At 63.9% G+C, this 13,014-nt stretch carries 8 protein-coding genes; 2 read left to right on the top strand and 6 right to left on the bottom strand.

Annotated features, from left to right (window positions below):
- Positions 1 to 51: 51 nt before the first annotated feature.
- The 4 genes from zapE to WCZ84_RS07980 are packed head-to-tail and all read right to left on the bottom strand — an operon-like array spanning position 52 to position 6,741.
- The gene (gene zapE / locus WCZ84_RS07995) at positions 52 to 1,143 is read right to left on the bottom strand and encodes a cell division protein ZapE (RefSeq protein WP_372685741.1); all 1,092 of its coding nucleotides are present in this window, start codon (positions 1,141 to 1,143) and stop codon (positions 52 to 54) included.
- A 7-nt stretch (positions 1,144 to 1,150) separates the two neighbouring features.
- Positions 1,151 to 2,578, bottom strand: coding sequence for a dihydrolipoyl dehydrogenase (gene lpdA, locus WCZ84_RS07990; protein ID WP_372685740.1), 1,428 nt, complete (start codon positions 2,576 to 2,578; stop codon positions 1,151 to 1,153).
- Between the two features lie 12 nt (positions 2,579 to 2,590).
- Positions 2,591 to 3,826, bottom strand: a complete 1,236-nt coding sequence (odhB, locus tag WCZ84_RS07985; RefSeq protein WP_372685739.1) for a 2-oxoglutarate dehydrogenase complex dihydrolipoyllysine-residue succinyltransferase — start codon at positions 3,824 to 3,826, stop codon at positions 2,591 to 2,593.
- Positions 3,827 to 3,861: 35 nt separating this feature from the next.
- Positions 3,862 to 6,741 carry a 2-oxoglutarate dehydrogenase E1 component gene (locus tag WCZ84_RS07980; RefSeq protein WP_372685738.1) on the bottom strand — a complete coding sequence of 960 codons (2,880 nt, stop codon included), beginning with the start codon at positions 6,739 to 6,741 and terminating at the stop codon, positions 3,862 to 3,864.
- Positions 6,742 to 6,993: 252 nt separating this feature from the next.
- Here WCZ84_RS07980 and WCZ84_RS07975 point away from each other — a divergent pair, with 252 nt between their 5' ends.
- Both WCZ84_RS07975 and WCZ84_RS07970 read left to right on the top strand, forming a co-directional pair.
- On the top strand, positions 6,994 to 9,288 hold the full coding sequence (locus tag WCZ84_RS07975) for an NADP-dependent malic enzyme (RefSeq protein ID WP_372685737.1): 2,295 nt from the start codon (positions 6,994 to 6,996) through the stop codon (positions 9,286 to 9,288).
- 37 nt (positions 9,289 to 9,325) lie between these two features.
- Entirely contained in the window at positions 9,326 to 10,039 is a 714-nt protein-coding gene (locus tag WCZ84_RS07970) for a LuxR C-terminal-related transcriptional regulator (RefSeq protein ID WP_372685736.1), read from the top strand.
- 47 nt (positions 10,040 to 10,086) lie between these two features.
- Here WCZ84_RS07970 and WCZ84_RS07965 read toward each other — a convergent pair whose 3' ends face one another.
- Together WCZ84_RS07965 and WCZ84_RS07960 are read right to left on the bottom strand one after the other, a co-directional pair.
- Positions 10,087 to 12,234 (bottom strand): ATP-binding protein, encoded by a 2,148-nt coding sequence (locus WCZ84_RS07965; protein ID WP_372685735.1) that lies wholly within the window; start codon positions 12,232 to 12,234, stop codon positions 10,087 to 10,089.
- A gap of 15 nt (positions 12,235 to 12,249) precedes the next feature.
- A partial coding sequence (locus tag WCZ84_RS07960) for a citrate/2-methylcitrate synthase (protein ID WP_372685734.1) occupies positions 12,250 to 13,014 on the bottom strand: 765 nt, incomplete at its 5' end.

The raw sequence follows: 13,014 nt of genomic DNA, 5'->3' as shown, positions 1-13,014 counted from the left end.
GTGTTCCACTAAAAAAAGGGGGAGGTAGCACGGCGTCCCTGCCCCCGCCTGCTACAAAGTAACCAGCGCCCGGCGCGTTTCCTCGAGGTACTCGCGCGACTGCATCTCGAGCAGGCGCGACACCGTGCGCGGGAATTCGTTGGATTGGGGGCCATCGACGTAGAGCGCGTCGGGCGGGCATCGGGCCGATAGAATCAGCTTGACCTTGTGATCGTACAGAACATCGACCAGCCAGGTGAAGCGCCGGGCTTCGGATGCCTGGCGCGGGCTCATGCACGGCACATCCGACACAATCACCGTCTGGAAGCGGCTGGCCAGCTCGAGGTAGTCATTCTGTGAGCGGGGCGTACCGCACAGGCTGGCAAAATCGAACCAGACCACGGTCCCGGCCAAGGCCACGGCCTGGATCTCGCGCCCGGCGATCTGCAGGACCGGCTTTTGCTCCGCCGTATCCGCAAGCCGCTCGAAGGTGGCGCGCAATTCGTCGTGGGTGGCGGCCATGATCGGCGTGATGTAGGTCCGCACCTCGGCCAGCGCCAGGCGCCGGTAATCCACCCCCGCATCGACGTTGAGGATGTCCATTTTCTTCTGAATCAGTTCGATGGCGGGCAGGATGCGGTCCCGGTGCAAGCCGTTGGGATACAGCGTGGAGGGTTCGTAGTTCGACGTCATGACGAAAGACGTCCCGTGCTCGAACAGACCCGACAGCAATCCGTAGAGAATCATCGCATCGGCCACATCCGATACGTGGAATTCATCGAAGCAGATCAGGCGGTAGCGCTCGGCGATTTTTCGCGCCACGTGGTCGAGAGGATCCGTCTGGCCGCTGAGTTCACGAATCTGCTGGTGGGCGCTGCGCATGAATTCGTGAAAATGCAGGCGCACCTTGCGCTTGACCGGCACCGTGAGATAGAACGCATCCATGAGAAAGCTTTTCCCGCGCCCCACCCCGCCCCACAGGTAGACCCCGCGTGGGACCTCGGGGTGCAGAAAAAGCTTCTTGAGGCGATTCGAGCGCTGCTGCTTGAAGACGATCCAGTCATCATAGTAGCCCAGCAGGCGGCGCACGGCCGCCTGCTGGGCTTTGTCGGCGACAAAGCCCCGCTCGCGCAGCGCCTGCGCGTAGTACGCACTGACATCCATGCAACGGCTACAGGTTGAGCGTACGCTTGTCCACAGCCAGGGCGGCTTCCTTGACGGCCTCGGACAAGGTCGGGTGCGCATGACAAATGCGCGCAATGTCCTCGGCCGCACCACGGAATTCCATGATGGCCACCGCCTCGGCAATCAGCTCGGAGGCCATGGGCCCCACGATGTGCACGCCGAGCACCTCGTCGGTGCGGGCGTCGGCCAAAATCTTGACGAAGCCGGTCACGTCGCCCAGCGCCCGTGCACGGCCATTGGCCATGAACGGGAAGCTGCCCACCTTGTAATCGCGCCCCTCGGACTTGAGCGCCTGCTCGGTCTTGCCGACCCAGGCGATTTCGGGCGCGGTGTAGATGACCCAGGGGATGGTGTCGAAATTGACATGGCCATGCTGCCCAGCGATGGTTTCCGCGACCGCGACGCCTTCTTCTTCGGCCTTGTGGGCCAGCATGGGGCCGCGCACGACGTCACCCACGGCCCAGATATTGGGCAGATTGCTGCGGCAGTCGTCATCGACCACGACGAAGCCCCGTTCATCGAGCTTCAGGCCGACCGTATCGGCGCCCAGCCCTTGGGTGTTGGGCACCCGGCCGATGGACACGATCAGGCGATCGACCGACAGGGCCTGTTCCTTGCCGGCGGCATCGACATAGGGGATGGCCACCTTCTTGCCGGTGGCCTGGATCTCGCCGATGCGCACCCCGGTATGGATCACCAGGCCCTGCTTGGTGAGGGCCTTCTGTGCCTCTTTGGCGACGTCGCGGTCCACTGCCGCAAGGAAATCCGGCATGGCTTCTAGGAGCGTGACTTCGGCCCCCAGGCGGCGCCACACGCTGCCGAGCTCGAGCCCGATCACGCCGGCGCCGATAATACCGAGCGTCTTGGGAACGGCCTTCAGGCGCAAGGCGCCATCGTTGGAGAGGATTTTTTCCTCGTCGAAGGGCAGGCCGGGCAGGGCCCGCGCACTGGAGCCCGTGGCCACGATGACGTGACGGCCTTCGAGGTCTTCTTCGTTTGGGCCCGCCACCTTGACGGCCCAACCGAAGTCCGTCTTGGCGACGAGCGACCCCTGGCCATGGAAAAAGGACACTTTGTTTTTCTTGAACAGGAACAGAATGCCCTCGTTGTTCTGCTTGACCACCGTATCCTTGCGGCCGACGAGCTTTTCGAGATCGAGCCCCACTTTCTGGATGACGACGCCATGGTCGCCCAGATGCAGGCGCGCCTGCTCGTAGTGCTCGGAAGACTGCAGCAGCGCCTTGGACGGAATGCAGCCGACATTGGTGCACGTGCCCCCCGGCGCCGGCTTGCCGGCCGCATTGGACCAGGCATCGACGCAGGCCACCGACAGGCCCAGCTGAGCGGCCCGAATGGCCGCGATATAGCCACCGGGACCCGCCCCGATGACGACGACATCAAATTGTTTTGCCATGGTGGTTTCTCGTTAGACGTTCAGCAGCAAGCGTTGGGGGTCTTCCAGGGCCTCTTTCATGGCCACCAGCGCCAGCACGGCCTCGCGCCCGTCGATGATGCGATGATCGTAGGACAGGGCCAGGTAGTTCATGGGCCGGATCACGATCTGGCCGTTCTCGACCACGGGCCGCTCCTTCGTTGCATGAATGCCCAGTATGGCGGACTGGGGCGGATTGATGATGGGCGTGGACAGCATGGAGCCGAACACCCCGCCGTTGGAGATGGAAAAGGTACCGCCCGTGAGTTCGTCGAGCGTGAGCTTGCCATCTTGCGCCCGCTGGCCGAAATCGGCGATCTGCTTTTCGATCTCGGCAATGCCAAGCTGGTCTGCGTTGCGCAGAATCGGCACCACCAGGCCGCGCGGGCTGCCCACGGCAATGCCGATGTCGAAATAGCCGTGGTAGATGATGTCCTTGCCATCGACCGAGGCGTTGACGACCGGATAGCGCTTGAGGGCGGCGACCGCCGCCTTGACGAAGAATGACGTGAAGCCCAGCTTGACGCCGTGTTCCTTTTCGAAGGCCTCTTTGTATTTTTTACGCAGATCTACGATGGCCTGCATGTTGACCTCGTTGAAGGTCGTCAGGATGGCGTTTTCGGTTTGCGACTGGATCAGGCGCTCGGCCACGCGCGCCCGCAGACGGCTCATGGGCACGCGCTGCTCGGGGCGCCCGTCGAGGCTGACTGGCATGCCGGCCGCGGGCGTCTGGCTGGCCGCGGAGGCCTGGGCCTGGCTGGCTGCTGGCGCCGACGCGGCCAGAGCATCGCCCTTGGTCACGCGGCCGCCCCGCCCGGTGCCCGCCACGCTGGCGGCATCGAGCCCTTTTTCGGACAGGATCTTGCTGGCCGCCGGCGAGGCCACCGCCGCAGCCGTGGCCGCCGCCTTGGGCGCTTCAGCGGGCGGCGCAACCGCTGGCGCGGCGGGCGCTTCGGCCTCTGGCTTGGGCGCCGGCGCGGCCGCCTTGGCATCGGTATCGATCCGCGCCAGGACTTCCTCGGAGACGACCGTGCTGCCGTCGCCCTTGACAATTTCAGTGATGACCCCCGACACCGGTGCCGGCACTTCGAGAACGATCTTGTCGGTTTCGATTTCGATCAGGATCTCGTCTTCCTGCACGGCTTCGCCTGGCTGCTTTTTCCATTGAAGCAGCGTGGCTTCGGAGATGGACTCGGACAGCTGCGGGACGTGAACTTCTGTAATGGCCATGATGGGATTTCCGTATGAGTCTGAAAGGGGGTTGCTTATTTGATCAGCGAGAAGCTCTTGAGCCGCGCAGCGAATGCCTGCTCGAGAAGTGCCTTCTGCTGCTCTTGGTGCTTGGCCAGATAGCCCACGGCCGGCGAAGCCGAAGCGGGGCGACCTGCATACCCCAATCTTTGACCTTCGGTCATGTTCTCGTACAAATGGTGCTGTATGTAAAACCACGGCCCCTGGTTCTGGGGCTCATCCTGCACCCAGACCAGCTCCCGGGCATTTGGGTATTTTTGCAGTTCGGTCTGGAAAGCCTTGTGCGCAAAGGGGTATAGCTGCTCGATGCGCAGGATGGCCATATCGGACCGCCCCTGCTCTTCGCGCGCGTGGAGCAGGTCGTAGTAGACCTTGCCCGAACAGATCAGAACCCGCTTGATGCCTTCGGGGGCCAGGCTGGCATCGGTTTCGCCGATGACCGTCTGGAAGGACCCCGTCGCCAGATCGGACAGCGACGACGTTGCGCTCTTGTTGCGCAACAACGACTTGGGCGTCATGATGATCAGCGGCTTGCGAAACGGACGAATCATCTGGCGGCGCAGCACGTGGAAGATTTGCGCACCGTTGGTGGGCTGCACGACCTGGATGTTGTTGTCGGCGCACAACTGCAGGAAGCGTTCGATGCGGGCCGACGAGTGCTCGGGCCCCTGCCCTTCGTAGCCATGCGGCAGCATCAGCACCAACCCGCAGTGACGGCCCCACTTGGCCTCGCCCGAGGTAATGAACTGATCGATGACCACTTGGGCGCCATTGGCGAAATCGCCAAACTGGGCTTCCCAGATGGTCAGCACATTGGGTTCCGCGGTGGCATAGCCGTATTCGAAGCCCAGGACGGCCAGCTCGGACAGGACGGAGTCGATGACGTCGAACGGCGCCTGGCCCTCGCAGACGTTCTGCAGCGGCACATAGGCACCCGCGTCCCAGCGTTCGCGGTTCTGATCGTGCAATACGGAATGACGGTGCGTGAAGGTGCCACGGCCGGAATCCTGGCCGGCAAGGCGGATGGCATAGCCGTTGCTGACCAGGGTCGCATAGGCCAGGTGCTCGCTCATGCCCCAGTCGATGGGATGTTCGCCCCGGGCCATGGCCAGCCGATCGGCCAACAGCTTCTTGACCAGTGGATGTACCGTGAAGCCGTCAGGGACCTGGGTCAGGCGCTCGCCGATGCGGGTGAGTTCGGCCTGCGGCACCCCGGTATCGGCGTGGTCCGTCCATTTGGCCCCAAGAAAAGGCGACCAGTCTGTCGCGTATTTGTTCTTGTAGTCGGTGAGCACCGGTTCGACCGTACGCTGGCCGTCTTCCATGAGCTGGCGGTAGTTCTTGACCATCTGATCGGGTTCGTCTTCGGTGAGCACGCCCTGCGCCACCAGACGATCGGCGTACACCTTGCGCGTGCCTGGATGCTTGCCGATGCTTTTGTACATCAGCGGCTGGGTGAGCGATGGGGTGTCCTGCTCGTTGTGGCCCAGCTTGCGGAAGCACACGATGTCGACCACGACGTCGTGCCTGAACTGCTGGCGGAAATCCAGCGCCAGCCGGGTGACGAAGACCACCGCTTCCGGGTCGTCGCCATTGACGTGAAAGATGGGCGCCTCGATCATCTTGGCGACGTCGGTGCAGTACAGCGTGGATCGGGCATCGCGCGGGTCGGACGTCGTGAAGCCGATCTGGTTGTTGATGACGATGTGCAGCGTACCCCCGGTACCATAGCCACGGGTTTGCGCCATATTGAGGGTTTCCATGACTACCCCCTGGCCGGCAAAGGCGGCATCGCCATGGACCAGTACCGGCAGCACCTGGTCGCCCGCCGCATCCTTGCGGCGATCCTGGCGCGCCCGCACGCTGCCCTCGACCACGGGGTTGACGATTTCGAGATGCGACGGATTGAAGGCCAGCGACAGGTGTACCGGCCCCCCCCGCGTGGCGAGGTCGCTGGAAAACCCATTGTGGTACTTGACGTCGCCATCGGTGAGCGTGTCGTTGTGCTTGCCTTCGAACTCGGCGAAGAGATCGCCGGGCATCTTGCCCATAATGTTGACCAGCAGGTTCAGGCGCCCGCGGTGAGCCATGCCGACGATGATTTCCTGTACGCCGCTGGCGCCGGCATGGTTGACGACTTCGTCCATGGCGGCGATGAAGCTTTCACCCCCTTCGAGGGAGAAACGCTTTTGGCCGACGTACTTGGTATGCAGAAAGCGTTCGAGGCCTTCGGCTTCGGTGACCTGCTGCAGAATATTGCGCTTTTGCTCGGCCGTGAATTCGGGCAGGCTGCGCGTGGACTCGAGGCGTTCTTGTATCCAGCGCTTGACGGCCGGGTCGCCGATGTACATGAATTCGGCACCCACGTCATGGCAATAGGTGTCGCGCAAGGCCTTGACGATGTCACGCAGCGTCATCGTGTCGGCCTTGGTGAAATACGTGTTGGTTGCGGAATAGACCTGGTCCAGGTCGGCTTCCGTCAGGCCATAGAAGGCCGGGTCGAGTTCGGGGATGTCCGGGCGGTCGCGGCGCTTGAGTGGATCGAGCTGGGCGATGCGCACCCCCAGCGACCGGTAGGCCGCGATGATGGACTGCACATACACTTGCTTGCCGGCCATGGCCAGGGAGTGATCCGTCGATACGGCCGGGCGGATCTGGAAAGCGTTGTCGCGCGCCCGCTGCACGAATGACGCCACAATGGGCGCATGCGCCTGGTCGTGCGTGGATTCGCGCCCGTCGACCGCCGGCTGATGCTGGAGCTGGTCGAAATATGAACGCCACTGGTCGGCCACCGACCCGGGGTCATTCAAGTAGGCTTCGTAGAGGTCTTCGACGTAGGGTGCATTGGCACCGAATAAATAGGAATTGGAAAGAAGTTCTTGCTGAGAGGACATTGTATGCTTCACCTGGACGGGTGCTTCACCCGAAACGATGCAGATTGATCAACCTTCCGCGGCACGGCCAGACCGTAAAGCGGATAGCAGGGGGCAGAAGGCCTGGGTACGACGCCTTGCATATGCCGTATTAAGGTTAAAGTATACCTGTCTTGCCCTGCAGATTTAAACTGAAGGCCAGAAAACACGCCACTTTCCGCCCATCGGCGTTGGCCGGCAAGCACACCCGCACGCCTCGAAGGAGATTTCACCATGGATCACGAAAACGAACGCGCCAAAATCGCATTGGATTATCATGCCTACCCCACGCCGGGGAAAATCTCCGTGGTGCCCACCAAGCCGCTGGCCAATCAGGATGACCTCAGCCTGGCCTATTCGCCGGGGGTGGCAACGGCGTGCATGGCGATCCATGCAGAGGGCGACGCCGCTGCGGCGCGCTATACGTCGCGGGCGAATCTGGTGGGCGTCATCTCCAACGGCACGGCCGTGCTGGGCCTGGGCAATATCGGTCCGCTTGCGTCCAAACCGGTCATGGAGGGCAAGGGCTGCCTGTTCAAGAAGTTCGCCGGTATCGATGTCTTCGACATCGAACTGGACGAAACCGATCCCGACAAGCTGGTCGACATCATTGCCGCGCTCGAACCCACGCTGGGCGGCATCAACCTCGAGGACATCAAGGCACCCGAATGCTTCTACATCGAAAAGAAGCTGCGCGAGCGCATGAAGATCCCGGTCTTCCACGACGATCAGCACGGTACGGCCATCATCTCCTCGGCAGCCCTGCTCAACGCGCTCAAGATCGTCGGCAAGGACATCGGCCAGGTGAAGATCGTCAGTTCCGGGGCCGGGGCTGCGGCCATCGCCTGCCTGGACCTGATGGTGAAGCTGGGCGTGGCCCACGAGCACATCACCGTGGTCGATTCGCGCGGCGTCATCTACCCCGGGCGCGACGCCCAGATGGAGCCCAACAAGGCGCGTTACGCCCGGGCCACCGACGCCCGCTCACTGGCAGACGCCTGCCGAGGCGCCGACGTGTTCCTGGGATGCTCCGCCCCGGGGGTGCTCACGCAAGACATGGTGCGCAGCATGGCCGACCGGCCGCTGATTCTGGCCCTGGCCAATCCCGAACCTGAAATCCGACCCGAACTCGCAAAGGCCGCGCGGCCGGACTGCATCATTGCCACCGGCCGGTCGGATTATCCCAACCAGGTCAACAACGTCGTCTGCTTCCCGTTCATTTTCCGCGGCGCCCTCGATTGCGGCGCCACCGTCATCAACGAAGACATGAAGCTGGCCTGCGTCAAGGCGATCGCCGAGCTCGCCGAATCCGAAACGGATGCCGAAGTCGCCGGCGCCTATGCCGACCAGGACCTGAGCTTCGGGCCAGACTACATCATCCCCAAGCCCTTCGATCCGCGCCTGATCATCAAGGTGGCGCCGGCCATCGCCCAGGCGGCGGCCGACTCGGGCGTGGCGCGCCGGCCGATCGAGGACATGGATGCCTACCGCCAGTCGCTCATGAGCATCGTGTACCACTCGGGCCAACTCATGCGACCCCTGTTCCATCAGGCCAAGTCGGCGCCCAAGCGGGTGATTTTCGCCGACGGCGAAGACGAACGCGTCCTGCGCGCGGCACAAACCGTGCTCGACGAACAATTCGCACTGCCCATTCTGATCGGCCGGCCCGCGGTCATCGAAATGCGCATCCACAAATTCGGCCTGCGCCTGGTTCCAGGGCAGAACATCGAGATCGTGGACCCAGAAGACGACGCCCGTTTCAACGAAACCTGGATGGCCTACTACAAGATGCGCGGGCGCCTGGGTGTCACCCCCGACATCGCGAAAGCCATGGTGCGCAAGCATAATTCCCTGATCGGCGTCATGCTGCTGCAACGCGGCGACGCGGACGCCATGCTCTGCGGCGTGGCCAGCCGCTTCGACAACCAGCTGCGCTACGTCGAGGAAGTCATCGGCCTGCGCCCCGGCGCGCGCACGTACGCCGCCATGAATGTGCTCATGCTGCCCACCCAGACGCTGTTCGTCTGCGATACCCACGTCAACGAAGACCCGAGCGCCGAACAAATCGCCGACATGACCATACTCGCGGCCGAAGAAGTCCGCCGCTTCGGCATCGTGCCCAAAGTGGCCCTGCTCTCGCATTCGAATTTCGGCAGCCGGCCCACGGCGTCGTCATTGAAGATGGCCGAAGCGCGCCGGCTGGTGGCCGAACGCGCCCCCGAGCTGGAAGTGGACGGCGAGATGCACGCCGATTCGGCGCTGTCTGAAACCATCCGCCTGAAAGCCTACCCAGACAGCACCCTGTCGGGCCCGGCCAACCTGCTGATCACCCCCAACCTGGACGCCGGCAACATCACCTACAACATGCTCAAGATGACCGGCAGCCACGGGGTGGCCATGGGGCCGGTTCTGCTGGGGGCGGCCCGCCCGGTGCACATTCTTACCACCAGCGCCACTGTGCGCCGGATCGTCAACATGGCGGCCCTGGCGGTCGTGGATGCCCAACAGGAAGCCGCCCAGCCCATCTGACAGCCCACACACCTGAAAGCGGACACGACATTCTCCCATGCCCCAGACGGACCATTCAGCGCACACCAGCGCCTTCGCCCTGCCCTCGTGCGGCATCGTCATCGAAGACATGGCGGCCACGCGCGACTGGCTGAAACAGGCTATGGAACGGGCGTTTCCAGGCATCAACGTGCACAGTGCCGCCACCCTGGCGCAGGCGCGCCACTGCATGGAGCAGAAGCGCCGGCAATATCCCGGCCTCCATGGGCTTGCCCTGATCGATCTGCGCCTGCCGGATGGCTCGGGCCTGGAGCTCATCCCAGACTGCCATGCCCTGGACATCACGCCCATCGTGACCACAATTTACGATGACGATGACTCGGTCTTCGAGGCCCTGCGTGTCGGCGCCCAGGGCTACCTGCTCAAGGACCACGACATGGCGCACATGGTCCGGTATCTGCGCCGCATCGGCCAGGGCGAACCGCCGCTGTCGCCGCCCATCGCCCGGCGTATCCTCAAGGCCATGCACCAGGCGCCCCCCGCACGGCCTCAAGATCCACCGACCCGATCCGTGCTCAGCCCCCGGGAAACCGAGATCCTCGGGCTCATCGGCCGCGGCATGCGCGTCAACGACGTCGCCGAACACCTGCAGCTGACCCCGCAGACCGTGGCCAGCTACATCAAGAACCTGTATCGCAAGCTGAACATCTCCTCGCGCGCCCAAGCCGCCTTGCAGGCCCAACGTCTGGGGCTGATCAAGCCGCCGCGGTAATGCGGCAATGTTCGCCGGCGGCGGCCCAACCCGTGGGCATCGCCGATTCAGGGCTGCAGCGGGATTTGCAACACCACCGTCGTACCGCCGGGGCCACTGGCGTAGCGGATCCTGCCCTCGAGGTTTTCGATGCGCCGGCGCACGCTCGGCAAGCCCAGCCCCTGGCCACGGGCGGCATCGACGTCAAAGCCACGGCCATTGTCCGATATCTCGATGCCCAGATATCCGCCCATCAGATCGAGCTGGACTTCGACCTGGGTCGCGTGTGCATGGCGAATGATGTTGCTGACGATCTCGCGCAAGGCCGACACGATGTTCCGGTAGACGATGTAGTCTAACTGCAGGCCGGACGCCGCGGCCCCGTCCAGACCGCGCCAGGCCATCTGGATGCCCGCGGCGTCCAGGCGCTCGCCCAGCTTGTGGCGCAGGTCGCTCTCGACCATTTCCAGCGGATGATGCTGGCCGCTGAGGCCACGCAGTATGATGCGCATCTCGTCGATCGCCTGCCCCATGCTTTCGCGCGCCGCAGCCAGGCTGGTCTGGTGCATGCCGGTCAACAGCACGGCCCCCACGTCGTCGTGCAAATCGCAGGCAATCCGGTTGCGCTCCTCGCGGCTGCCCTGTTCGTAGGCATGGCGGCTTTCCTCCGCATGGCGCAGCATGTCCACCAACTGCCCGGCCAGTTCGATGTCGGTCGAATCGAACAGGCGCCGTCCCCCCCCGGGATAGCGGACCACAAGTGCCGGAGAGTGCGCCACGGCGGGCAGCCGCAGGCAGATGCCGTCGTCTTCGATGCCGACCGCCGTGCATGACGGCCCCGGCCGGATCTCCAGCGGATCGAAGAGCGAGCGCAGCAGAGCCCCCCAGCGCTCGGCCCGTTGGCCGTCGGTAGGCGCGAGCGCCACGTGCATCACCCGGCTGAAGAGCTGTCTGGTGGGTGGCGTCGGATGCATGACACGCCCCCAGAGCCAGTTGCGAAACGGCAGCCACAGCAAGGCGCACAATAGCAGCGATACGCTCAGGGACCATTCCGCAGTCCATCGCATCTGATACAGGAACAGCAGGTCCAGGAACACCAGAATGAGCGCACCCACGATCCAGGCGAGCGTGCGAAACCACCACAGGCCCAGGTCGAACAGCCGGAAGCGCAGAATGCCCAGCACCATCCCGCCGTAAATCACCAGGAACAGCAGGAAGCTGTAGCCCTGCAGCGCGCCGGTATCCACTTCGAGCACCTGGGGCACCATGACGAGCAGCACGAACAGGCCGATGCCCACCAGCCACGACAACAGAAACCAGCGCAGCGCCGCCCGCGCCACCGGATCGCGATCCGAGCGCACCCACTGGACCGCCGCCAGCCACGTCACCGCCAGCAAAGCTACGAAGACGGGGACGCGGCGCCCCAGAATCATCGAATCGAATGCGCCCTGGGCCTGCAGCACGAACCACGCCGCGTATGCGGCCATGACCAGAAGCCCCAGCCCCCGCCACCCGATGCGGCGCGGATACACCAGCAGCAAGGCGACCATGCTGCCGCAAAACAGCAGGCCGCCGCCGAAGTTCATGGTCTTGAGCACCAGCAACTCGGGCAGTGGAATCGCCAGCTCGCGGGTGGTATAGACGGCGGCCCCCGGCGCAAACAGGAGCACCGTCGCCCCGTTGATCAGCATGTAGCGCGCGGCCACATTGTGCGGCCGGAATGCCCAGACGCCGGCGGCAATCGTCCAGGCCAGCAAGCCTACGACCCACTGCACCCAGAAGTCGGCCGGCAGATCCCAGGCTGGACGGTGCGTAGCCGGGGCGATCGGCAGGCGCTGCCCATCGGGCGTCACCAGTTCGAGCTGCGGCGCCGCCTGAATCCGGGCCAGCAGACCTTGATTCTGCAGAAACCGGCGATATCCAGCGTAATTGACCAGGTTGCCGTCGGGCTCGACGACGAAGTCCAGTGCCTCGAAGCGGTGTGAACGCCCGTCACCCTGGATGGCGGCCACTTGCGTACCGGCCGCCACCCCGGCACCAGGCCCGTGGCTGGCCCGCACCCGGCCGGCCTGCGCCGCCGGATCCCAGTACAGATTGACCCCCAGCCAGGGCTGCCAGAGTGCGAGCCACAGGACGGCGCCCAGCACGAGCAGCCCCAACCCCATGGCCGCGGCAAAGCGCGTACCCGGTGCCAGCTCGAGCCGCTTGTTGACCAAGGAGACCGGGAGACGCTATTTCACGTCCCGCTTGGCCGCGCCTGAATACAGCTGGCGCGGGCGGCCGATCTTGTAGTCTGGATCCGACAGCATCTCGTTCCACTGTGCAATCCAGCCGACCGTGCGCGCCAGGGCGAAAATGGCCGTGAACAACGACGTTGGAATGCCAATGGCCCGCTGCACGATCCCCGAATAGAAATCGACGTTTGGATACAGCTTGCGGTCGACGAAATAGGAATCCTCGAGCGCGATGCGTTCGAGCTCCATGGCCAGCTTGAAGAGCGGGTCATCCTGCAAGCCCAGGGCATCGAGCACCTCGCGGCAGGTTTCCTGCATGAGCTTGGCCCGCGGATCATAGTTCTTGTAGACTCGATGGCCAAAGCCCATGAGTCGCACGCCCGAGGTTTTATCCTTGACCTGCTCCATGAACTGGCCGACCTTTTCGACCCCGCCATTGGCCAGCAGGTGCTCGAGCATGTTCAGGCAGGCTTCGTTGGCCCCCCCGTGCGCCGGCCCCCACAGGCAGGCGACCCCCGCGGCGATCGCGGCAAACGGGTTGGTGCCCGACGAACCGCACAGACGCACCGTGGACGTGGAGGCATTCTGCTCGTGGTCGGCATGCAGGATGAAGATGCGGTCCAGGGCCCGCTCGACCACGTTATTGACGGCGTATTCGTCGCAGGGCGTGGCGAACATCATGCGCAGGAAATTGCCGGTGTAAGACAGATTATTTTGCGGATAGATGAAGGGCTGGCCCACCGAATGCTTGTAGGCCATGGC

Source organism: Castellaniella sp., from assembly GCF_041675725.1.
Lineage (GTDB): Bacteria > Pseudomonadota > Gammaproteobacteria > Burkholderiales > Burkholderiaceae_B > Castellaniella.
The sequence above is the reverse complement of the archived record's forward strand: the minus strand, read 5'-3'. Positions and strand labels throughout refer to the sequence as shown.

What these genes read in the sequence shown, in the direction of transcription:
- odhB (WP_372685739.1), bottom strand. Translation starts at nt 3,826, where the DNA reads ATGGCCATTACAGAAGTTCACGTCCCGCAGCTGTCCGAGTCCATCTCC.
- lpdA (WP_372685740.1), bottom strand. Translation starts at nt 2,578, where the DNA reads ATGGCAAAACAATTTGATGTCGTCGTCATCGGGGCGGGTCCCGGTGGC.
- WCZ84_RS07975 (WP_372685737.1), top strand. Translation starts at nt 6,994, where the DNA reads ATGGATCACGAAAACGAACGCGCCAAAATCGCATTGGATTATCATGCC.
- zapE (WP_372685741.1), bottom strand. Translation starts at nt 1,143, where the DNA reads ATGGATGTCAGTGCGTACTACGCGCAGGCGCTGCGCGAGCGGGGCTTT.
- WCZ84_RS07970 (WP_372685736.1), top strand. Translation starts at nt 9,326, where the DNA reads ATGCCCCAGACGGACCATTCAGCGCACACCAGCGCCTTCGCCCTGCCC.
- WCZ84_RS07980 (WP_372685738.1), bottom strand. Translation starts at nt 6,741, where the DNA reads ATGTCCTCTCAGCAAGAACTTCTTTCCAATTCCTATTTATTCGGTGCC.